The sequence below is a fragment of the Marinilabiliales bacterium genome (assembly GCA_007695015.1).
GTDB lineage: Bacteria > Bacteroidota > Bacteroidia > Bacteroidales > PUMT01 > PXAP01.
On sequence record REEN01000073.1, the window covers coordinates 40,815 to 60,851 of the forward strand.

Below are 20,037 nucleotides of genomic sequence, written 5' to 3' on the forward strand. Positions count from 1 at the left end.
TGTTATTTACCAGTATGTTGTCCTGTATATCAGCGGATCCTTTCTAATCCTGAACCGGATACCTGCTTTGAGGGATAAACGGTGTCCGTGTTTGTCAATTATGTTCAGGTCAAAATATTCATAACCAACTTTGTAAAACCACCAGCTTCCTTCCTTGTAGTATCCGGCTGAGGGAACTATGTGCCAGCGGGGTTCCGGGTAGCGGTAAGTGCCCCAGTATTTTCCCTGTGAGTACATAACCCTTATACCCGCGTAGAAACCTTCGGTATTTATGGCATACGGCCGTAATATACGGATCCTTTTGTGGAGGGACCCATAAAAAAGGTGGCGCTGTTCCCAGAGCTGGTCATACCAGTTATCACTGAATTCTATAAGCACGGCCCTTCTTACCGGCCTTGTTTTCCAGCCGGCTGAGAGCAGCAGGTCGTATTTGCTGTCTTCCAGTCCGGCCTGTAACCCATGGAAATAATCGCCGGTATTGAACATCATTCCGGCCGAAATCTGCATGGTAGCAAAGTCAGGTATTATGTTCCTCCTGATACCCTGCTCTCTCAAAAGCTCAATCAGCTCGGTATTGCCCTGCCACCTGGCAAGGTTCATCAGGTTTTCGGTTTCGGTTAATCTGACACCCGGATCGGCGCCCTGATCGATCAATATTTCTGCAAGGTTGGCCTGGTTGTTGGCTATTGCAATTGCCAGCGGTGTCATTCCGTCTCTTGTCCGGATATTGACATCTGCATTGTTTTCAAGCAGATAATTAGCCATATCCTCCCGTCCGAGCTGCACGGCCATCATAAGCGGGGTAAATCCGAAATCATCCTGACTGTTTACATCGGCTCCATAGTCCAGCAGAAGCCATGCAATATCGGTCTGGGCGTAAATTGCCGCACCATGAAGCGCTGTTGCCCCTTCAGCATCACGGGTGCCGGGTTCAGCTCCAAACATGAGGAGCAACTCTGTTATATCAAAAAGGTCAAGTGAGGCCGCGTGCATGAGAGGAGTAACTCCGCCGTTATCCGGCAACCCGGTATCTGCTCCTTGCTGCAGCAGATAAAGTACGATATCGTAGTTGTTATTGATAACCGCTCCTGCCAGGGCGGTTAAGCCGTTGCGGGGCCTGGCATCCAGGTCGGCACCGCTTTCGGCCAGCAGCGCGGCAACTTCTTTATGTCCCGCGCTCGCTGCGTACATAAGTGCTGTAACCCCGTCAGCCGTAACCTGGTTTACGTCATACCCCTTTTCAATGAACAACCGCACACTGTCTGCATCACCGCGGTCTGCTGCCATAATCAGGAACAATGATGTGTCGTTGTCCTCCTGCAGTAACAGGGTGGCCCCTGTGATCCCGGCCAGATGATTAAAGTCCGCTAAATACGCGGTAGCCGTAAATACGGTTGCGCATGCAATAATTATAGAAAGCCAGATGATCCTGAACATTATGAAGTCAAAAAGTCTGTCATTTGCCCGGCATTTTCAACCCCTCACACTCAAAATATAATAAACAGCAGTATCTCCTGTGATATCCGCAGCTACTCAGGATACTGTTTATCTGAACAATTCTTGTGCCGGGTGACCGGGGATTGCTAAAATAAATCTTTTTTGGATAAAAAGATAAAAAGCTTTGGCTATAATTGTATATTTAATATCATGGAGATTTTGAAAAGTCTATAGGCGCATATGGATTTTGATTTTGACAGGATCATTGACCGCACAGGAACAGGATCGGTCAAGAAAGATGCAATGGGCGCATTTTTTGGCCGCAGTGATCTTCTGCCCATGTGGGTTGCAGATATGGACTTCAGGGTGCCGGAGTGTGTAATTGAGGCTATCAGAAAGCGCGCCGATCACGGTATTTTTGGTTACCCGGTTGTTACAGCCGGGTTTTATGACGCAATAGTCACATGGATGAAAAAGAGGCATGGCTGGGAAGTCAGTCCCGACTGGATCCTCTTTACCCCGGGAATCGTGCCGGCCCTTACCATGTCGGTTATGGTTTATACTGAACCGGGTGACAGGGTCCTGTTGCAGTCGCCCGTATACCCGCCTTTCTTCTCTTCCATAAAAGACAACAAACGGGAGCTGGTAAACAATACCCTGATTGAAAAGGAGGGACGGTACGTCATTGATTTTGACCGGCTGGACACCCTTCTTAAGAGCGGCGTAAAGATGATGTTCTTCTGCAACCCTCATAATCCGGCAGGGCGGGTGTGGACCAAAGAGGAGGTGTTGAAAGTGGTGGAACTTTGCAGAAATCACGATGTTGTGCTCATATCAGATGAAATACATTCTGACCTGATCTTCAGGGAACACCGTCATATTCCTGCCCCCCTTGCCGGAGCAGGTCACGATAACATGGTCGTCTGCATGGCGCCAAGCAAGACATTCAACCTTGCAGGCATGGCTTCCGCCTTCATGATAATTCCCGATACAGTACTCAGGAACAAGATGAAGGGATTACTGCAGAACCTCCATATACATTACGGAAGTATTTTTGGGTTGACAGCGCTCCAGGCAGCCTATGAAGGAGGTGAGGGCTGGCTTGAGGCGCTCCTTATTTACCTTAAGAAAAACCTTGATACTGTTGAGGATTTTTTTGGTGAGAAAATACCACAGATAAAGCCGGTAATACCTGAAGGAACTTACCTGGTATGGCTGGATTGCAGGAACATGGGCATGGATGATGCAGCTCTGAAGGAGTTTTTCACCGGCAGGGCACGTGTTGCAATGAATCCGGGGACCGCTTTCGGACCCGGGGGAGAGGGTTTTTACAGGATGAATGCCGGATGCCCGCGCAGTACACTATTGGAAGCTCTTGACCGAATCAGGGATGCATGGGATACCCGTTAGCCCCTGGCCATTCCTCCTCTTTCCCTTCCGGAATATCAATTATGGATTTGTTGAACAGGGCGTTAAGCTGCATAACTGGTTATTCCTCCTCTTTTCCTTCCAGAAGATCAGGCCTTAGTTCCCTGGTGCGCTCGAGGGATTGCTCAAGTTTCCATTCTGCGATCTTTTTTTCATTACCGGAGAGCAGTACCGGGGGAACTTCCCATCCCCTGTAGTTTGCAGGGCGGGTATAGACAGGGGGTGCCAGAAGGTTGTCCTGAAAAGAATCTGTCAGGGCGCTGGTTTCATCTGATATTGCCCCGGGGAGGAGCCTAACTGTACAATCTGTTACGACCGCCGCAGCAAGTTCACCACCGGTCAGCACGTAGTCCCCCATAGAGATCTCCATTGTGACAAGGTGGTCACGAACCCTTTGATCTATTCCTTTGTAATGTCCGCAAAGAAGTATAATATTATCAAGCGTCGAGAGCCTGTTGGCCATTTTCTGGGAAAATCTTTCTCCGTCGGGCGACAAATAGATTATTTCATCGTACTCCCTCTCTTTTGTGAGGTGCTGAACAGCGCGGTCAACAGGCTCGATCATCATCACCATCCCCGCATCACCGCTGAATGCATAGTCATCCACCCGCCTGTGCCTGTCGGTTGCAAAATCACGGATGTTGTGAACCCTTATTGTTACTGTTCCCTTGTCAGCGGCTCTTTTGATTATGGAGTGGCTCAGGAAGCTGTCCAGCAATTCAGGCAGTACAGTGAGTATATCTATACGCATGATGCTTTTTTATGCAAAAATATAATAAAAAGGCAGAATGTACGGTCTGGATAATGAACCGGTAAGATCACAGGCCGATTTTGTGCAATTTATGATGCCACATATTATAGGTTAAACATATATTTTCGTACTTTTGAACCCGTTATAGACAATGGTGCTATTGGCAAGGTGAGCTTTAAACCTTGAAAAACTGCCTCGTATGGATACGAAGGATCTGAATGGAACTGCTCCGGAGGAGCAATCCGGTAATGGTATTGAAAATACCGGAAATACGGAAAGAGAAAGCGAACAGGAAAAAAATCAACAGCCGGACACCAGTGGTGAAGCTTCCGGCAATGAAGTTGAAAAACCTTCCGGGGAAGCTGAATCAACCGCCGGGGAAGCTGATGCAGGGACTGAAACTAAACCTGCCGACAGTGATGAAGCCTCCGGGAAAGCTGAGGAACCTTCCGGGGAAGCTGAATCAACCGCCGGGGAAGCTGAGGAACCTTCCGGGGAAGCTGATGCAGGGACTGAAGCAAGGCCTGATTTCCATGAAATGGGAAAGGATGAGCTTCTTAAGGCCCTCGAAGGTCTTTTGGGATCCGGTTCGGTAATGGCTGTCAGAAACGATGTTGAGACAATTAAGAGTTGTTTCTACAAGCGGCACAAGATCGAGATAGAGCAGAGACGCAAGAAATTCATGCAGGAAGGGGGAGACGCTGAAGAATTCGAGCCCGGGGAGGATCCTGCAGAACTTCGGTTCAAGGAGCTTTACAGGAGCTACCGCCATTCAAAGGCTGCTCATAACAGGGGACTGGAACATACCAGGGAGGAAAACCTGGAACGGAAACTTCAGGTAATTGAAGACCTCAAGGAGCTGCTGAACAATAATGAGGATATTAACCGCACATTCCCTGAGTTCAGAAAGCTGCAGAAGAGATGGCATGATATAGGAATGGTACCCCAGCAGAAACTGAAGGACCTCTGGGACACGTATCATCATTTTGTAGAGCTTTTCTACGACCATATCAAAATTAACAAGGAGCTGCGTGACCTTGATCTTCGCAAGAACCTTGAAACAAAGATCAGCCTGTGCGAAAAAGCTGAGGAGTTGTTGCTCGAATCAAATGTAATAAATGCATTCAGGCAGCTTCAGAAACTACATGACCAGTGGAGGGAAACGGGACCTGTGCCCCGTGATCAGAAGGATACGATATGGGAGCGGTTCAGGGAGGTCACACACCAGATTAACAAGAAACACCAGGAGCACTTTGATAAGCTGAAGGAATCCCAGAAAAAAAACCTGGAAACAAAGACGATATTATGCGAGAAGGCGGAATCAATACTTGAAAAGCCTCTCGAAAATTTCGGGCAGGCCGAAAAGTTAACCCGTGAGATGATAGCTTTGCAACGTACCTGGAAGACGATCGGCTTTGCTCCCAAAAAGGATAATACGCGCGTATATCAGCGTTTCAGGAATGCGTGTGACAGATTCTTTGCTGCAAAAAGGGAGTTTACAGCCCAGAACAAAGAGGTGCTCAATGAGAATCTGCAGAAAAAACTTGATCTGTGTGTGCAGGCTGAGGCATTGAGTGAAAGCGAGGACTGGAAAAGTACCACCGACGAGCTGATATCCATGCAGAAACGGTGGAAAGAGATTGGTCCTGTTCCGCGAAAGCATTATGATCCGGTATGGAAAAGATTCCGGTCAGCCTGTGACCGCTTTTTCGACAGGAAATCAGAGTATTTTTCAAATATAGATTCCAAATACGAAGAAAACCTGAAGAAGAAGCTTGCTCTTATTGAAAAGATAGAGGGGTTCAAGCCGGGTTCCAACCTGGACGAATGCCTTAAAACTCTTAAGGATTATCAGCGGGAATGGGTCACAATAGGCTTTGTTCCGATCAAGGAAAAAGAAAATGTGCAGAAGAGGTACAGGGCTGCCCTTGATAAACACTTTGAGAGTTTGAAGATGGATGACCAGAGTAAAAATGTGGTCAAGTACAGGCATAAGCTTGAAACTGTGAAGCAGAAGCCAAATGCCATGAACAAGCTGAAGTTCGAGAGGGAGAAGTTCCTGAATAAGTTCAAACAACTGGAAAGCGATATTGCATTGTGGGAGAACAATATAGGTTTTTTTGCCAAATCAAGCACTGCAGAGGCCACCATTAAAGAGTTCAGGGAAAAGATCGAGCAGGGCAGAAAACAGATGGAAGCGTTGGAGGAGAAGATCAGGATGATAGATGATCTGGATAATGACTAGATTTACTAATATTTAAATTCATTCAACAATTGGCACTGAAAAAATACATCTTTGTAACAGGAGGGGTGGCCTCCTCCCTTGGGAAGGGGATTATTTCCGCCTCACTGGCCAAGCTTCTTCAGTCAAGGGGCTACTCTGTCACCATACAGAAGCTGGATCCCTATATAAATGTTGATCCGGGAACACTTAATCCATATGAGCACGGAGAATGTTATGTTACCGAAGACGGAGCTGAGACTGATCTGGATCTGGGACATTATGAAAGGTTCATAAACATTCCAACCACACAAAACAACAATGTGACAACGGGCCGGATTTACCAGTCGGTTATCAATAAGGAGCGTAAAGGAGACTACCTGGGTAAAACTGTTCAGGTGATCCCTCATATTACCGATGAGATAAAGAGAAGAATTAAGGTGCTGGGGACTAAGGGCAAAAATGACTTTATAATAACAGAGATAGGAGGCACAGTAGGTGATATTGAATCCCTTCCCTATATTGAGGCTATCAGGCAGATGAAATGGGAGCTTGGTCCTGTCAATTGTCTCGTAATCCATCTTACCCTGGTACCTTACCTTGCCGCCTCTGCAGAGCTGAAAACCAAGCCTACCCAGCACTCGGTAAAGATGTTGCTCGAAAACGGTATCCAGCCGAATATACTGGTGCTGCGAACAGAGCATCCGCTTAACAGCGATATAAGGAAGAAAGTGGCACTCTTCTGCAACGTTGAGTTCAATTCAGTGATTGAATCGATCGATGTATCCACAATATATGAGGTGCCGCTGCTGATGCAAAAGGAGAACCTGGACGGTATAGTCTTAAGGAAGCTTAACCTGCCCGAAGGTGAAAAACCTGAGATGAAGCCATGGAAGCAGTTCGTGGCAAAAGTAAAGAACCCCAAAAAGCATGTTACGGTTGCGCTTGTAGGTAAGTATGTCGAGCTGCCTGATTCCTACAAATCGATAATGGAATCGTTCGTACATGCCGGTTCTGTGAATGACTGCAAGGTTGAACTTCGCAGCATACAGTCCGAGAAGATTGGTGAAAATAATATAGACAGCCACTTCGATGGAGTTAATGGTATTGTGGTTGCGCCCGGTTTTGGCGACAGGGGCATTGAGGGAAAGATACTGTCGGCCCGGTTCGCCAGGGAAAGAAATATACCTTTTTTCGGGATATGCCTGGGAATGCAATGTTCGGTAATTGAGTTTGCCAGAAATGTTCTGGGCCTGGAAGATGCACATTCGACAGAGATGGATATCAAGACACCGCATCCGGTGATTGACCTGATGGAAGAGCAGAAGGGCGTCACCATCAAGGGAGGGACCATGAGACTTGGTGTATACCCCTGCAACATAACTCCCGGGTCCAACTGCAGCAAAATATATTCAGGGAGCGAAGTGATGGAAAGGCACAGGCACAGGTATGAATTTAACAATGATTACCTTGAACTGTTCGAAAAGCATGGCATGGTTCAGGCCGGGATCAATCCTGATACCGGATTGGTCGAGATTATGGAGATACCAGGGCACAAATGGTTTGTCGGCGTTCAGTTTCATCCAGAATACAGGAGCACTGTCCTCAATCCCCATCCGCTTTTCATTGATTTTGTGAGAGCTGCAATTGAAAACAGCTCCAACGATTTGCCGGGTAATTAATCTTAATATAATATATAAGCATTTTTATGGACAGGAACTCAATAACAGGCATCATTCTTATTGCGCTGATACTTATAGTTTTCAGTGTTATGAACCGGCCTTCCCAGGAGGATCTTGAAGCTGCAAGGAGAAGGCAGGATTCACTGGAGATGATAAGGCAGCAGCAGATTGAGGAAGAAGCCAGGCAGGCAGAAGCACAGACGTTGGCAGATGAGCCATTCACTGAAGATCTTTTTGAGGATGAGCCGGACTCCTTAAGCGTAATGGAGGAGCTGGTTAACCGGTATGGCGATTTTGCCCGGTCGGCCATTGGCGAAGAGAGGATATTTACCATAGAAAATGAAAATGTAAAGCTCGATGTTTCTTCCAGGGGTGGCAGGCCATGGTCTGTAGAGTTGAAGGAATTCCAGACATGGGATTCTCTTCCACTCATATTATTTGAGGGTGATAACAATATATTCGGTCTTAATTTCTTTTCACAGAACAGGAGTATTTCCACGAACACTCTCTATTTTGTTCCCGTGCCCGCAGAACAGGTTGTTTCTGTTGACGGGGGAGAGACACTTGCAATGCGGCTTTATGCAGGAGATGATAGTTACATAGAGTATGTATACAGGCTTGCTCCCGGAAGCTACATGGTTGATTTCAATATTAACATGGTGGGAATGGACAGGTATCTGGGAGCCGGAGCCAGCTTTATTGACCTGCGATGGGAGATTGACCTTCCGGGCCAGGAGAGGGGGAGCAAGAATGAGAATAACTATTCAACGATACAGTACAAGTTCCTTAACGATGATGTAGATAAGCTTTCCGAGCGATCTGACAGGGGGTATGAGGAGTTGCGTACCCGGATAAAGTGGATTGCATTCAAGCAGCAGTTCTTTTCGTCCGTTCTTATTGCAGGTGATCATTTTTCAAGCGCGATTGTCGAGCAGGAGAGGATTGAGGACGGCCGTTACCTCAGGCATTATGTGGCAGATATTCGGCTTCCGATTGAAAACAGTGCCAGGGAAGTGATTCCGATGCAGTTCTATTTCGGTCCGAACCATTACAGCACCCTCAGAGCCTATTCACAGCAATATGAAGCTGCCAACAATTATAATCCTCAATTGTACAGGATGGTGCCTCTTGGCTGGGGCATTTTCGGATGGGTAAACCGCTTTGTGGTTATACCGGTTTTCAACTTCCTTGAACGATATATCAGCAACTACGGGATCATAATACTCCTGCTCACAATTTTCATCAAGATAATTGTCTTTCCGCTGACTTACAAGTCCTATGTCTCAACCTCAAAGATGAGGGTTCTAAAACCACAGATTGATGAGATAAATGAAAAGATTCCCAAGGATAAGGCCATGGAGAGGCAGCAGGCAACCATGAACCTGTATAAACGTGCCGGTGTTAATCCTATGGGAGGATGTCTGCCAATGCTTATACAGCTTCCTATACTGATCGCATTGTTCAGGTTCTTTCCCACCTCCTTTGAGCTGAGGCAGGAAAGCTTTTTGTGGGCCACAGACCTTTCCACATATGATTCCATACTTGACCTGCCGTTCACCATACCGTGGTACGGTGATCATGTAAGCCTGTTCACCCTGCTCATGTGTGTTTCGACGGTAATCTATACAAGGATGAATTCGCAGATGACTGCCAGCTCAAGCCAGATGCCCGGAATGCAGATGATGATGTACATGATGCCGGTTATGCTCCTGTTTATATTCAACGACTTTGCATCGGCCCTGAGTTACTACTATTTTCTTACCAATATGATAACTTTCGGGCAGCAGGCAATCATAAAACGCTTTGTTGATGACGAGGAGCTTTTACGAAGGCTTAATGAGCACAAGAAGAAACCTGTTACCAAATCCAAGTTCCAGAAAAGGCTTGAGGAAGTAGCCAAAAAGCGCGGGGTAAAGACTCCTCCGGCTAAGGGGAAAAAGCCCGGTTCAAAAAAGAAGTAACGATTCAGTCCGGGCCGGTATCTGCTAACTAAAGAGACATGTTTCGTCTGACTGTTGATCAGGCTTATAAAGGATGCAGCGTTTCAGCGCGGGGCCCTGGGGCAGTCATCATTGGCGGGCGTTCCGGTGCCAGGGCAGTAGCAAGGTCATTTCTCAAGTATGAATGCTTTGCCCTCAACTATGGGAAGTGATTTCCCGTTATGAATAACCAAAGTGTAGGGGTGATAATTGCATCCATCACGCCTCTCCAGCTCAACAACCACATTAAGTGTGTCTGTCTCCAATTCATTGAGGACCAAATAGAAGGTGTCGCTCCTTCCAGTGAGACTTATCATGGGCAACTGTGCCGAGACCATCTCAACCAGGTCGCCGTCGGGTTCCGGCTCTATGTTGACAATAAGGTCATTTCTCTGTCCATTTAACAGGTAATAGACACCAATTTCACTGGTATTATAAACTCCTGTACCAATCAGGTCTGCACCTGATTCAGCGCCTACAAGGCTGAAGCGGAAAGCATCCGGGTGAACTGAACACTCCTCTTTTTTGCACGCAATTGCAGCAATTAGTGTTGCAATTAAAATCATAAAGAAGAATAACCAATGTTTTTTCATTTTATTCAGTTTAATATTGACGGGGCTGGTTGATTATGCATGACATAATTATCCGGTAACCGGATACCACCTTTTTACCGTGAATAATATTTTATACGGTTAAGGTGCCGGGAATGTTTCCATCGGTTACTGGTACTCACCCCAGCTTTTGATAGCCAGGTCATCAGGCTTAAGCCGGCAGATGGCATATATGAATGCGGATGCCAGTCTAGCGTTGGTAATCAAAGGGATATTGTAATCGATTGCGGCCCGTCTGATGTGATAGTCGTTATATAATTCACCCTTGGAGAGATTTTTGGGTATGTTTATGACAAGATCAATCTTTTTGCTCTTTATATACTCCAGGGTGTTGGGGTGCTTGTCCTCATCCGGCCAGTGCAACAGGGTGCAGGGTATACCGTTATCTTTCAGAAATTTCTGTGTACCCCTTGTTCCAAAAAGCCTGTACTCCCGTTCATGCAGCATCCTCGCACTGATCAGCATCTCGATCTTTGACCGTGGCGGGCCGGTTGAGAGAAGGATGTTCTTTTTAGGAATGCTGTAACCGACAGAGAGCATCGCATTCAGGATTGCCTCGTAGTAATCTTCACCAAGACAACCAACCTCACCAGTGGAAGCCATTTCAACTCCAAGCACCGGATCTGCTTTTTGTAGTCTTGAAAAAGAGAATTGGGGTGCCTTTACCCCCACATAATCAAGCTCAAATAATGATTCTGAAGGCTTTTCAACCTTTTCGCCAAGCATTGCCCTGGTAGCAATCTCAATCAGGTTGCATTTAAGCACTTTGGATACGAAAGGAAAGCTCCTGGAGGCTCTGAGGTTACACTCTATCACTTTTATATCGTTGTCCCGGGCAAGGAACTGGATATTGAACGGGCCGCTTATATTAAGTTTTCCGGCAATCTGTTTTGAGATTCGTTTCACCCTGCGTGTTGTCTCGAGGTATAGCTTCTGAGGAGGGAATACAATGGTTGCATCGCCTGAATGGACACCGGCAAACTCAACATGTTCAGATATGGCATAAACAATGACCTCCCCGTCTTTGGCTACAGCATCGAATTCAATTTCCTTGGCATTCTCAATAAATTCTGAGACTACCACAGGGTATTGTTTTGATACGTTGGCGGCCAGCTCCAGGAAGTGGTCAAGCTCATCGGCGTTGGATACCACGTTCATGGCGGCTCCGGACAGAACGTATGAAGGTCTTACAAGAACCGGGAAACCAACTTCGGCGGTGAACCTGTGAATATCTTTTACGGTAGTGAGCTCTTTCCACCGTGGCTGGTCAATTCCCAGGGAATCCAGCATTGATGAGAATTTATACCTGTCCTCTGCCTGATCGATGGATTCAGGACTGGTGCCCAGGATGGTGACCCCACCCTTGTATAGACGCATTGCCAGGTTGTTCGGGATCTGTCCGCCGACAGAAACTATTGCGCCAACCGGATCTTCTATATCAATGATATCCATCACCCGCTCGTAAGTCAGTTCATCAAAATAGAGCGCGTCACATACATCATAATCAGTGCTTACCGTTTCAGGGTTGTAATTAATCATAACCGACCGCAGTCCTTTCCTGCGTATCGTCTCCACAGCGTTAACGCTGCACCAGTCAAATTCAACGCTGCTTCCTATGCGGTATGCCCCTGACCCGAGAACAACAACCGATTCCTTCCCCTCCTTCCTTATTGGATCGCTTTCCGTTCCATGATAGGTCAGGTAAAGGTAATTGGTCTGTGCGGGAAACTCAGCAGCAAGTGTATCAATCTGTTTCACTACGGGCAAAACTCCAAGTTTTTTCCTGTGCTCCCTGACAATGAGTGAATACTCTGTAGGTGCCCCGCCGGTATTCCTGCAGAGTACCCGTCCAATCTGGAAATCAGAGAATCCGGCTTTCTTGGCTTCCATAAGCAGGTTTCCGGGTACATCTTCGATCCTGCTGTATGGAGTGAGTTGGAAATGAATATCTGTAATGTTCTTAAGTTTGTAGAGGAACCACCTGTCGATCTTTGTGAGCTCATGGATCTCGTCAATCGTGAAATTGTGTCTGAGCGCCATCGAGATTGTGAAGATGCGCATGTCGGTCGGGTTTGATAACAGGTCTTCTATCTCGCTTCTTATATCTGTTTCAATCTCCCTGTTTTCAACAAACCCGTGCATGCCCTGTCCGATCATTCGCAGACCCTTTTGGAGGGCCTCCTCAAAGTTGCGCCCAATGGCCATTACCTCTCCAACGCTTTTCATGCTGCTCCCGATCTCCTTTGAAACGCCACTGAATTTACCCAGGTCCCATCTCGGGATCTTTACTACCACGTAGTCAAGCGCAGGCTCAAAGAATGCAGGGGTGGTGCGTGTGACCATATTCTTAAGCTCATGCAGCCCGTACCCCAGCGCAAGTTTTGCAGCGATAAATGCAAGCGGGTACCCAGTGGCCTTGGAGGCAAGTGCACTTGACCGGGACAGCCTTGCATTCACTTCTATAACCCTGTAATCTTCAGACTTAGGGTCAAGCGCGTATTGCACATTACATTCACCTACAATGCCTATATGCCTTACTATGCTTATAGCAATCTCCCTTAGCTTATGATATTCGTTGTTGGTAAGTGTTTGCGAAGGGGCCACCACAATGCTCTCACCTGTGTGAATACCCAGGGGGTCAAAGTTTTCCATGTTACATACGGTGATGCAGTTGTCATACTGGTCACGCACCACCTCGTATTCTATCTCCTTCCACCCTTTAAGCGACTTCTCCACAAGGATCTGTTCTGTATGGGCGAATGCTTTGTTGGCAAGGCTTTCAAGTTCATTAACATTGTTGCAGAATCCGCTTCCCTGCCCCCCCAGCGCATAACCGGCCCTTATTATTACCGGGTATCCAAGCTTTTCAGCGGCTTTTTTTGCATCTTTCAGGTTGGTTACTGCCGTGCTGTTTATTGTTTTTACACCTATCTCATTCAGTTTATTAACAAAAAGCTCGCGGTCTTCCGTATTCATAATTGCTTCAACCTGGGTACCCAGGACGCGGACCCTATTCTTTTCCAGTACCCCGCTACGGTAAAGTGCAACTCCGCAGTTCAATGCCGTCTGTCCTCCGAAAGCCAGCAGAATTCCCTGCGGCTTCTCCTTTTTGATCACCTTCTCAACAAAAAAAGGTGTGACGGGAAGGAAATAGATGGTGTCGGCAATGCCTTCCGAGGTCTGGACGGTTGCAATATTGGGATTTATCAGGACGGTGTGTATCCCCTCCTCCTTAAGGGCCTTGAGGGCCTGTGACCCTGAATAGTCAAATTCTCCCGCTTCACCAATTTTAAGGGCTCCGGAGCCTATTACAAGGACTTTTTTTATTTTCTTGTCGATCTTCATTTTACAGGGCAGATTATCGTTTGATTATTGGTTATTAACCGGGCCGGCCCGAAATGTGCCATACCCGGGAAAGCAAGTAGTTGAATCAGCGAAAAAGCGGACCGGTTTCTCATTTTTTACTTTTTTTGAGCATCCCGGCAAATTCATCAAAGAGAAAATCAGTGTCTGTCGGACCGCTGGCCGCTTCCGGGTGAAACTGTGTGGAGAAGAAAGGCTTCTTTTTGTGCTTTATGCCCTCATTTGTATTGTCATTGAGATTCACAAAGAACTCTTCCCACTCTTTACCCAGTGAACCCATGTCACTGGCATAACCGTGGTTCTGCGATGTGATGAAACACCTGTTGGTATTCTTCATCAGCACTGGCTGGTTGTGGCTTCTGTGGCCGTATGGCAGCTTGTAGGTATTGCCGCCGGCAGCAAGTGCCAGGAGCTGGTTGCCAAGGCAAATGCCGAATACAGGCTTGTCACCTTCCAGTGCTTTAGAGAGGTGCTTGATAGCAGGGGTGAGTATCCGCGGATCACCCGGGCCGTTCGATATGAACAACCCGTCATAGTCCATTCCGTGGTAGTCGTAATCCCACGGCACCCTTATAACCGTAATGTCCCGGTGCATCAGCCTCCTTATGATATTTGACTTTACTCCGCAATCAACAAGCACCACTTTGTAGCTGCCTTTTCCGTAAGTAATTACTTTTTTGGTGCTTACCTTTTCCACCATATTCATCTTGTCAGTCTCAACAAAAGCCGTGTCGACATTGTCAAAGATCAGTTTTCCCGGCATAACCCCATGCTCCCTCAGATGGGTGGTGAGCGCCCTGGTATCAATACCCGATATGGCAGGTATCTTGTTCTCTATAAGCCACCTGGACAGGGTTTTCCAGGAGTTCCAGTGGCTGCTTTCGAATGAATATTCAGAGATTACCAGTGCGGTTATGTGAATTTTTTCAGATTCAAAATGTCGCAGCAATCCCCCCTCCTTATGCATCGGGGGTACCCCGTAGTTGCCGATAAGAGGATATGTTAGCACCAGGATCTGTCCCTCATAGGAAGGGTCGGTGAGGCTCTCGGGATATCCCGACATTGCGGTATTGAACACTACTTCGCCTGACAGGCTCTGCCGGTATCCGAATGATTGTCCGCTGAAAACTGTTCCGTCCTGGAGAATTAACTGCACTGGTTTGTGCAGGTCGGCTGCAAGGCCTTGATAGTTATGTTTCCCGGTCATTTAGTGGTTTTTTGAATTTGCATCTTCTTATGTTGTATAACATAGAGAGACAATTATGATCCGGGGTTCAAAAATACATATTTTATTTTTGTCTGATACTGTTTTATATAAAATACCACACGCTTTTTTTATCCTGAGGATTTATACCTTTGTCCCCGAAACAGGGAAGGCATTATTATAAGTTCTGTCAGCTGTCTGAAAATTAAAGAGATGGAGTATCCGGATCCATACAATTACATACAAAAGGACAAATGGCTCAATATCCATTCTCACAAAAGGCTTTATGAAAACGAGGTTGTGGTGGTTAGCTGTACTCCCGGCGAGGCAGTTGCCGTAGCAGATACCGGTAATGTCCCTGTCTCTGCCGGAGTACATCCCTGGCATATAAGAAATAACTCCGCTGATGATGAGCAGCTTGACCTGCTATCTGAAGCTGTCAGGAAGCCCGCCGTGATAGCTGTTGGAGAGGCCGGTCTGGACAATGCCGTCGACCTTCCGCTTGATATTCAGGAGAAGATATTCGTTGCACAGGCCCTGATTGCTGCCCGGGCCGGCAAACCTGTCATTATTCACTGCGTAAGGGCCTATCCCGATATAATCAGATTGCGCAAGCGTTTTTCTGATGCCCCGCCCTGGATAGTACACGGCTTTGGCGGTAACAGGCAGGAAGTACAACAGTTGTTGCGTCATGACATATATATTTCTCTCGGAGCTGCCTTTACTGAGGGCAGTAAGAAGATACTGGAAGCCGTCAGGGAAATCCCTCCCGGCAGGGTATTTTTTGAAACTGATGAGGCAGACACGGGAGTTGAGGATGTGTACAGTTCATATTCCCGCTTTCGCGGAATTGATCGTGAAAGTATGAGAGAACGCGTGTGGAACAATTATAAGAACGTGTTCCGGGCCGGGGAGGCAGGTCCTGATCAGTCCCGGGCAGACAAAGCAGTATGAATACGGAATAAATACTTTACCAGTAAAAGAAAGGATGACTGATAGCAGGAACAGAGAAAAAGATGATGGCGATAACTGGCTTGGGAGGTTTGATCTGCTGGTTGGTGAGGAAAAGCTTGATAAGCTGAAAAGGTCCAATGTGCTGGTGGTCGGACTGGGTGGTGTGGGAGCCTATGCTGCAGAGAATATATGCCGTGCAGGTGTAGGGCAGATGACCATTGCCGATGGCGACGTTGTAAGGCCAGGCAACATAAACAGGCAGCTGCCTGCCCTGCACAGTACGGTGGGTATGGAAAAGGCCACACTGATGGCCCGGAGGCTCGCTGATATCAATCCCTCGCTTCGGCTGAGGGTGGTCAGCCGGTTCCTGAAAGATGAAAGCCTTAATGAACTGGTCGCGTCCGAAAAGTATGATTATGTTGTTGATGCAATTGACACCCTTTCTCCCAAGATATTTCTGATTTACCGTGCACTGAGTGCCGGACTGCCACTGGTAAGCTCGATGGGGGCAGGAGGGAAGCTCGATCCCTCACAGGTTAAGGTCTGCGATATAGCCAATACATACAATTGCAGACTTGCCTTTATACTTCGCAAGAGGTTGCGCAGGCTTGGTGTAAGCAGAGGGTTCACAGCTGTTTTTTCACCCGAGCAGGTGGATAAAAAAACCGTAATTGCCGTTAGCGGCGAACAGAACAAGAAAACCACTGTCGGCACCGTATCTTACATGCCTCCGCTGTTCGGGTGTTACTGTGCCTCGGTGGTTATAAGGGACCTGATCTCGATGCCCGGTTCGGGATTGCCAGATGAAGGCTGTTTCTGATAATAATTGCATAACCGGCCCTTGGGATGCTTCCAGGTCAAGGGATGCTGTACCCTTGTAATTCCGGGTCCATAATATCAGGAAGTGACTTCCCTGTCTGGTGGATCCTATCCCTCCCGGTTCTCAATATCCCTTTGCAGGCCTGCCATCTTTATGGCTGTGAGTGCAGCCTCTTCTCCCTTGTTCCCGTGTTTTCCGCCCGCCCTGTCGCGTGCCTGTTCCATGTTGTCTGTGGTCAGCACGCCGAACACAAATGGCATATTGTAGTTCATGTTCAGGTCGGTTATCCCGTAGGTAACACCCTGGCATATAAAGTCGAAGTGCCGGGTTTCGCCCTGGATAACGCATCCGAGACAGATGATCGCATCAAGGTCTTCATTTTCGGCCATAAGCTGAGCTCCCAGCGTGAGTTCAAAGCTGCCCGGCACATACCTGATGATGATGTTCTCATCGGGCGTGCCGGCCGACCGGAGTGTTTCCAGTGCACCGTCCAGCAGTGCGCCGGTAATCTCACTGTTCCATTCCGAAACAACAATTCCGAACAGCATATCGCCTGCTTCAGGCATTTCGCCCGGCTTAATGTCAGATCTGCCTTTCAGACCGGTTCCCATAGGTGTTTATCATTTACAGATGTGCGTTCACTTCCCCGGAAGGTAAATAATCAGTATACGGCAGTTTTCCGGCGTCAGCTTCAGCGATTATGCCTCTCTTTTTTGAGTTGCACCCTGGCAATATATTTCTCCGCCTCTCTTCCTTCGGTAGTTTCGGGGTATTCATCAAGGATGTTTTCGTAGGCTTCGAGAGCCTTGCCCCATTGCTCCAGTTCCTCATATACCTGTCCGGCTTTCATCCAGAAAATGGGAGAGGTGAACTCGTTGGGTCGTCTCATTGCGGCTCTCGTATAAAATGTGGCGGCCGTCTCGAGGTCACCCAGTTCGGCATAGGCATCGCCAATAGCGCCAAATGCCATGGGCGAAACCAACTGATCCCGGGAATCGAATTTTTTGAGGTGCTCAATGGCACTTTTAAACTCACCCATGTGAAGGAATGAAATCCCTGCATAGTAGTTGGCCAGGTTAGCCGTTTTTGTCGGCGCATATTCATCAATAATATCGAGGAAACCCAGGAAATTGCCGTCTCCGTATAGTGCCAGGTAGAATGAATCCCGCTCGAAATACCTTTCGGCCATGAATACCTGTGAGCGCGCCTCCTCTTCCATCGGGGCTATATAGAGATTCCTGTATCCAAGGTAGCCGAGTACGACTACCACGATGGCAGCAACGATAATTGTCAGGCTCTTCTGGTTATCTTCAATATATTTTTCGGTCCTTGTCAGAAGGTTTTCAACTCCTTCGACCGGTTCTTCAGTGCCCTGTTTCTTCTTTTTTGACATTTTGAGCTATAATAATTGTTATGTGTTGATTTACGGCACGCAAATATACATGAAATTTTTTTCATCTAAATTACACATAGACAGATGAAAAAAATTTTATGGGAAAGCGAAGCGGTTCATCCTGTAAGTCAAAATTTTGTTATTTTATAAAGACAAAATTTTGGCTTTTTACGGGATAAATGTAATTGTTTTGGCCCTTATTTTAAAATTTTTATTGTCAAAAAGATCATTCTTGTTACACTTTGGGTTTATGACAGCAGTATAAAGATCAATTTTATCTAACTTATTACCGATTATCGATCTCATTTTCTAACTTTACAATCTAAATTACCCATGCAATAATATGTATCTCAAATTCTTATCCCTTCTCAATTTCAAGAACTTCAGCCAGGCTGAATACGATTTCAGCAGCCGGATAAACTGTTTTGCAGGTAACAATGGTGTCGGAAAGACCAACCTGCTTGATTCAATTCATTACCTTTCACTCTGCAAAAGTTTCTTCAATCCGGTCGATACCCAGAACATCAGGCACGGTGAGGAGATGTTTGTGATACAGGGCAGGTACATAAGGGATGGCGATGAGGAGGCCATTTATTGCGGGGTTAAACGGAATGCAAAAAAGCAGTTCAGGAGGAACCGCAAGGACTACAAGAAGCTGAGCGATCATATCGGACTGATACCCCTGGTGATGATCTCACCCGGTGACAGTGTGCTTATAACCGGCGGAAGCGATGAAAGGCGGAAGTTCATGAACGGCGTCATATCCCAGTACGACAGGCAGTACCTGGAGGATGTAATAAATTATAATCATGCACTCACACAGCGCAACGTCCTTTTGAAGGATTTTGCCAAAAAAAGATATTTTGACAGGGACTCCCTGGATATATGGACCGAACAGATGACAGGCCCGGGCAAACGGATCCATGAGAGCCGCAGGTCATTCATTGAAAAGATGATCCCCGTTTTCAGGCGTTTTCATGAGCATCTGTCACTGGGACTGGAGGAGGTGAGTCTCAGATATGATGCCCAGCTGCACGATGCCGGTCTTGAAGATCTGATGGAGGCTGCCGTTGAGAAGGACAGGATTCTTCAGTACACCACCTGTGGTATTCACAAGGATGACCTCGATCTTACCCTGGGAGAACATTCGATGAAAAAGAGCGGTTCACAGGGTCAGCAGAAGACCTATCTCATTGCCCTCAAGCTTGCGCAGTTTGCATTTATAAGGGATCTGAGCGGTTTTCACCCCATACTGCTCCTTGACGATATATTTGACAAGCTCGACAAGAGCCGGGTTGAACAGATCATCAGCCTGGTTTCGGAAAACAATTTCGGTCAGATATTTATAACCGATACCAGCAGCGAAAGGCTGAACACTATCCTGAAGGATACAGGAAGGGAGTTTAAACTATTTCACCTCTGAGCTATGAGAAAAAGCAATACCCAGAAAATATCCGAGGTAATATCAGAATTAGTAAAAGAGCTTAAGATCAGCCGTAAGCTGGGAGAAGCCAGGATCATAAACGCCTGGCCCCTGATTGTAGGGCCGTCCATAGCAAAGCAGACTGAGAAGATCTATATAAGGAATGGCGTTTTTTATGTTCATCTCAGGTCTCCGGTCCTCAAAACCGAGCTTTCCTACATGAAGACCCGTATCATGGAGGTCCTCAACGAGCAGGCAGGCGAAAAGATCATCAGCAAGGTAGTGTTGCGTTAAAATTATTTTCTATGGACATCTTTAAATCCGGAACCATTGTGTTTATGATCACTGTTACCGGTATTCTCGGCACAGGTTGTGTTGAGCTGGGAATGATAGCGGACAATCAGCCGGAAGACGGATTATACAGCTTGAAAAACCATCAACATGCTGGCAAAAGGGATGTATATATCGAAACATCTGATGATGAAATCACTGTTTGGTCTTATACCGAAAGCTATGATGGAGATGAGATACTCAGCTTACCTTACAGGCTGGCTGAGTATGACACTGCATTCATAAGGCATGCCGACGAGTTTCTTACACTGAAAACAAGCGGCATTGACATTGACCTGTTGACTGTGTTATTCAAGTACAGGCCGGTTTCTTCAGGTTTTCCCCGGCAATTGAACTCCGATCTGTCGGGAGCTCTCTATATAGGTCCTGACTTGTCCACTTTAGTGCGGCAGATTTAAAGATTTGAGGTATTTCAAAATC

At 46.9% G+C, this 20,037-nt stretch carries 16 protein-coding genes; 9 read left to right on the forward strand and 7 right to left on the reverse strand.

Annotated features, from left to right (window positions below; translation table 11 throughout):
- Positions 1-6: 6 nt before the first annotated feature.
- Entirely contained in the window at positions 7-1,437 is a 1,431-nt protein-coding gene (locus EA408_11015; protein ID TVR70599.1) for an ankyrin repeat domain-containing protein, read from the reverse strand.
- A gap of 240 nt (positions 1,438-1,677) precedes the next feature.
- Between EA408_11015 and EA408_11020 the strand changes: the two genes are divergently transcribed.
- Positions 1,678-2,847 (forward strand): putative C-S lyase, encoded by a 1,170-nt coding sequence (locus EA408_11020; GenBank protein TVR70600.1) that lies wholly within the window; start codon positions 1,678-1,680, stop codon positions 2,845-2,847.
- 79 nt (positions 2,848-2,926) lie between these two features.
- Here EA408_11020 and trmD read toward each other — a convergent pair whose 3' ends face one another.
- Positions 2,927-3,616 (reverse strand): tRNA (guanosine(37)-N1)-methyltransferase TrmD, encoded by a 690-nt coding sequence (trmD, locus tag EA408_11025; protein ID TVR70601.1) that lies wholly within the window; start codon positions 3,614-3,616, stop codon positions 2,927-2,929.
- A gap of 199 nt (positions 3,617-3,815) precedes the next feature.
- Here trmD and EA408_11030 point away from each other — a divergent pair, with 199 nt between their 5' ends.
- Genes EA408_11030 through yidC form a run of 3 tightly spaced genes read left to right on the forward strand, consistent with a single transcriptional unit; the run spans position 3,816 to position 9,480 of the window.
- Positions 3,816-5,861: a DUF349 domain-containing protein gene (locus EA408_11030; protein TVR70602.1), complete on the forward strand. Its 2,046-nt coding sequence runs from the start codon at positions 3,816-3,818 to the stop codon at positions 5,859-5,861.
- A gap of 35 nt (positions 5,862-5,896) precedes the next feature.
- Positions 5,897-7,519 carry a CTP synthase gene (locus EA408_11035; GenBank protein TVR70616.1) on the forward strand — a complete coding sequence of 541 codons (1,623 nt, stop codon included), beginning with the start codon at positions 5,897-5,899 and terminating at the stop codon, positions 7,517-7,519.
- Positions 7,520-7,545: 26 nt separating this feature from the next.
- Positions 7,546-9,480: a membrane protein insertase YidC gene (gene yidC, locus EA408_11040; GenBank protein ID TVR70603.1), complete on the forward strand. Its 1,935-nt coding sequence runs from the start codon at positions 7,546-7,548 to the stop codon at positions 9,478-9,480.
- Between the two features lie 146 nt (positions 9,481-9,626).
- On the opposite strand, the gene EA408_11045 is transcribed toward yidC, so the two are convergent.
- The 3 genes from EA408_11045 to carA all read right to left on the reverse strand — a co-directional run bounded on the left by EA408_11045 (position 9,627) and on the right by carA (position 14,679).
- Complete coding sequence (locus tag EA408_11045) at positions 9,627-10,064, reverse strand: hypothetical protein (protein TVR70604.1); 438 nt, start codon at positions 10,062-10,064, stop codon at positions 9,627-9,629.
- A 153-nt stretch (positions 10,065-10,217) separates the two neighbouring features.
- Positions 10,218-13,454 (reverse strand): carbamoyl-phosphate synthase (glutamine-hydrolyzing) large subunit, encoded by a 3,237-nt coding sequence (gene carB, locus EA408_11050; GenBank protein TVR70605.1) that lies wholly within the window; start codon positions 13,452-13,454, stop codon positions 10,218-10,220.
- Positions 13,455-13,563: 109 nt separating this feature from the next.
- Entirely contained in the window at positions 13,564-14,679 is a 1,116-nt protein-coding gene (gene carA / locus EA408_11055; protein TVR70606.1) for a carbamoyl-phosphate synthase (glutamine-hydrolyzing) small subunit, read from the reverse strand.
- A gap of 210 nt (positions 14,680-14,889) precedes the next feature.
- Here carA and EA408_11060 point away from each other — a divergent pair, with 210 nt between their 5' ends.
- Together EA408_11060 and EA408_11065 are read left to right on the forward strand one after the other, a co-directional pair.
- The gene (locus EA408_11060) at positions 14,890-15,630 is read left to right on the forward strand and encodes a hypothetical protein (protein TVR70607.1); all 741 of its coding nucleotides are present in this window, start codon (positions 14,890-14,892) and stop codon (positions 15,628-15,630) included.
- 34 nt (positions 15,631-15,664) lie between these two features.
- The gene (locus tag EA408_11065) at positions 15,665-16,450 is read left to right on the forward strand and encodes a tRNA threonylcarbamoyladenosine dehydratase (GenBank protein ID TVR70608.1); all 786 of its coding nucleotides are present in this window, start codon (positions 15,665-15,667) and stop codon (positions 16,448-16,450) included.
- Between the two features lie 107 nt (positions 16,451-16,557).
- On the opposite strand, the gene EA408_11070 is transcribed toward EA408_11065, so the two are convergent.
- Positions 16,558-17,061 (reverse strand): 6,7-dimethyl-8-ribityllumazine synthase, encoded by a 504-nt coding sequence (locus EA408_11070; GenBank protein TVR70609.1) that lies wholly within the window; start codon positions 17,059-17,061, stop codon positions 16,558-16,560.
- Between the two features lie 80 nt (positions 17,062-17,141).
- Complete coding sequence (locus EA408_11075; protein TVR70610.1) at positions 17,142-17,843, reverse strand: tetratricopeptide repeat protein; 702 nt, start codon at positions 17,841-17,843, stop codon at positions 17,142-17,144.
- 343 nt (positions 17,844-18,186) lie between these two features.
- Here EA408_11075 and recF point away from each other — a divergent pair, with 343 nt between their 5' ends.
- Genes recF through EA408_11090 form a run of 3 tightly spaced genes read left to right on the forward strand, consistent with a single transcriptional unit; the run spans position 18,187 to position 20,015 of the window.
- Positions 18,187-19,266, forward strand: a complete 1,080-nt coding sequence (recF, locus tag EA408_11080) for a DNA replication and repair protein RecF (GenBank protein ID TVR70611.1) — start codon at positions 18,187-18,189, stop codon at positions 19,264-19,266.
- A 3-nt stretch (positions 19,267-19,269) separates the two neighbouring features.
- Positions 19,270-19,560, forward strand: a complete 291-nt coding sequence (locus tag EA408_11085) for a DUF721 domain-containing protein (GenBank protein TVR70612.1) — start codon at positions 19,270-19,272, stop codon at positions 19,558-19,560.
- Positions 19,561-19,604: 44 nt separating this feature from the next.
- The gene (locus EA408_11090) at positions 19,605-20,015 is read left to right on the forward strand and encodes a hypothetical protein (GenBank protein ID TVR70613.1); all 411 of its coding nucleotides are present in this window, start codon (positions 19,605-19,607) and stop codon (positions 20,013-20,015) included.
- Positions 20,016-20,037 lie beyond the last annotated feature (22 nt).

Excerpts from the sequence above, each read along its gene's own strand:
- EA408_11015 (TVR70599.1), bottom strand. The coding sequence starts at position 1,437 with ATGTTCAGGATCATCTGGCTTTCTATAATTATTGCATGCGCAACCGTA.
- EA408_11020 (TVR70600.1), top strand. The coding sequence starts at position 1,678 with ATGGATTTTGATTTTGACAGGATCATTGACCGCACAGGAACAGGATCG.
- trmD (TVR70601.1), bottom strand. The coding sequence starts at position 3,616 with ATGCGTATAGATATACTCACTGTACTGCCTGAATTGCTGGACAGCTTC.
- EA408_11030 (TVR70602.1), top strand. The coding sequence starts at position 3,816 with ATGGATACGAAGGATCTGAATGGAACTGCTCCGGAGGAGCAATCCGGT.
- yidC (TVR70603.1), top strand. The coding sequence starts at position 7,546 with ATGGACAGGAACTCAATAACAGGCATCATTCTTATTGCGCTGATACTT.
- EA408_11045 (TVR70604.1), bottom strand. The coding sequence starts at position 10,064 with ATGATTTTAATTGCAACACTAATTGCTGCAATTGCGTGCAAAAAAGAG.
- carB (TVR70605.1), bottom strand. The coding sequence starts at position 13,454 with ATGAAGATCGACAAGAAAATAAAAAAAGTCCTTGTAATAGGCTCCGGA.
- carA (TVR70606.1), bottom strand. The coding sequence starts at position 14,679 with ATGACCGGGAAACATAACTATCAAGGCCTTGCAGCCGACCTGCACAAA.
- EA408_11060 (TVR70607.1), top strand. The coding sequence starts at position 14,890 with ATGGAGTATCCGGATCCATACAATTACATACAAAAGGACAAATGGCTC.
- EA408_11065 (TVR70608.1), top strand. The coding sequence starts at position 15,665 with ATGACTGATAGCAGGAACAGAGAAAAAGATGATGGCGATAACTGGCTT.
- EA408_11070 (TVR70609.1), bottom strand. The coding sequence starts at position 17,061 with ATGGGAACCGGTCTGAAAGGCAGATCTGACATTAAGCCGGGCGAAATG.
- EA408_11075 (TVR70610.1), bottom strand. The coding sequence starts at position 17,843 with ATGTCAAAAAAGAAGAAACAGGGCACTGAAGAACCGGTCGAAGGAGTT.
- recF (TVR70611.1), top strand. The coding sequence starts at position 18,187 with ATGTATCTCAAATTCTTATCCCTTCTCAATTTCAAGAACTTCAGCCAG.
- EA408_11085 (TVR70612.1), top strand. The coding sequence starts at position 19,270 with ATGAGAAAAAGCAATACCCAGAAAATATCCGAGGTAATATCAGAATTA.
- EA408_11090 (TVR70613.1), top strand. The coding sequence starts at position 19,605 with ATGATCACTGTTACCGGTATTCTCGGCACAGGTTGTGTTGAGCTGGGA.